2 protein-coding genes are annotated in these 1,425 nt (G+C 64.6%); one reads left to right on the forward strand and one right to left on the reverse strand.

Features of this window, described 5'->3' with window-relative positions:
• Positions 1-744: aldehyde dehydrogenase family protein (locus A9X04_RS21040; RefSeq protein ID WP_156764458.1), on the forward strand; the 744-nt coding region annotated here is incomplete at its 5' end.
• Between the two features lie 119 nt (positions 745-863).
• Here the strand turns inward: A9X04_RS21040 and A9X04_RS21045 are convergent.
• Positions 864-1,425 (reverse strand): sensor domain-containing protein (locus A9X04_RS21045; protein ID WP_067924551.1); only part of this gene is annotated, 562 nt, incomplete at its 5' end.

Consider the following 1,425-nt stretch of genomic DNA (forward strand, 5'->3'; position numbering starts at 1 on the left):
GCGGCCAAGGCCGCCACCCGCGCGTGCTTCTCCAACGCGGGCCAGCTGTGTATCTCCATCGAGCGGATCTACGTCGACAAGGACATCGCCGACGAGTTCATCGGCAAGTTCGGTGCCGCGGTGCGGAATATGAAGCTGGGCACCGCCTATGACTTCACCGTCGAGATGGGCAGCCTGATCTCCGCGGGCCAGCTGGACACGGTCACCGACCACGTCGACGACGCGAAAGCCAAGGGCGCCACGGTGATTGCGGGCGGCAAGGCGCGACCCGACATCGGGCCGCTGTTCTATGAGCCCACGGTGCTGACCGACGTCACGCCGGAGATGGAGTGCGCGGCCAACGAGACGTTCGGGCCGGTCGTCTCGATCTACCCCGTCGCCGGCGTGGAGGAAGCCGTCGAGAAGGCCAACGACACCGAGTACGGGCTCAACGCCAGCGTGTGGGCCGGCTCCTCCGCGGAGGGCGAGCAGATCGCCGCCCGGTTGCGGTCGGGGACCGTGAACGTCAACGAGGGCTACGCGTTCGCGTGGGGCAGCCTGAGCGCGCCGATGGGCGGGATGGGCCAGTCCGGCGTCGGTCGCCGGCACGGGCCCGAGGGGCTGCTGAAGTACACCGAGTCACAGACGATCGCGACGGCCCGCGTATTCAATCTCGATCCGCCCCTTGGTATTCCGGCGACCCTCTGGCAGAAGTCGCTACTGCCCATCGTGCGCACGGTGATGAAACTGCCCGGGCGGAACTGAGTTCGGGTCGGCCCGGAGTCAAACCCCGGCAAGCCAATCGTCGTTGGCATGCGTTGTACGGTCGTAGCCAGGGCTATGGACTCCAAACACCTGCACCACTCGTCTAGAACCTGCCGGGTCTATCCGGGTACCTTCTCCGAGATCTTGTCCACGATTGTCGTTGCGGCCGGGGCGCCATTGCCGTACTGGCACACCTGCACATATACGACCACGTTGTTCTTCGCCCGGGCCTCGTTGGAGCAGATCCAGCCGACGACCCTGCCGTCCTGCAGTTGTGTCGCCGTCCAACGCGCATCGGTGCCGGTGGCGTCAGACTTTTGATATCGCCATTGCGCTTGTCCGTCTTTCCGGTGGAGCACTGCATTGTCACAGGAATTCACGGCCTTGATAAACGCGGTGTCGAGCAATTGGGTCGCTGCTTTCGAGTCGGGGACCGTCGCAACAGCCTGATAGACCGCATGCTCGAAAGTGTCCTTGTCCTCTTTGTAGAGATTGCTCCGCCACGCGGTGTAAGCCACCCCCACCGAGTACGTGTCCGGCGCGATCAGCGGCTCGCACTGCGGGTTACCCTCGTCGACTGCGATGGGCGGTTGAGGCCTGGTCGCGCCCGGCGGAGGCTTAGATGCCCAGTTGAGTTTCGCCCCGACGATATCGCTAACCACGTCCGGCGCCAAGATCAGC

It is taken from the genome of Mycobacterium sp. E3247 (assembly GCF_001667785.1).
Lineage (GTDB): Bacteria > Actinomycetota > Actinomycetes > Mycobacteriales > Mycobacteriaceae > Mycobacterium.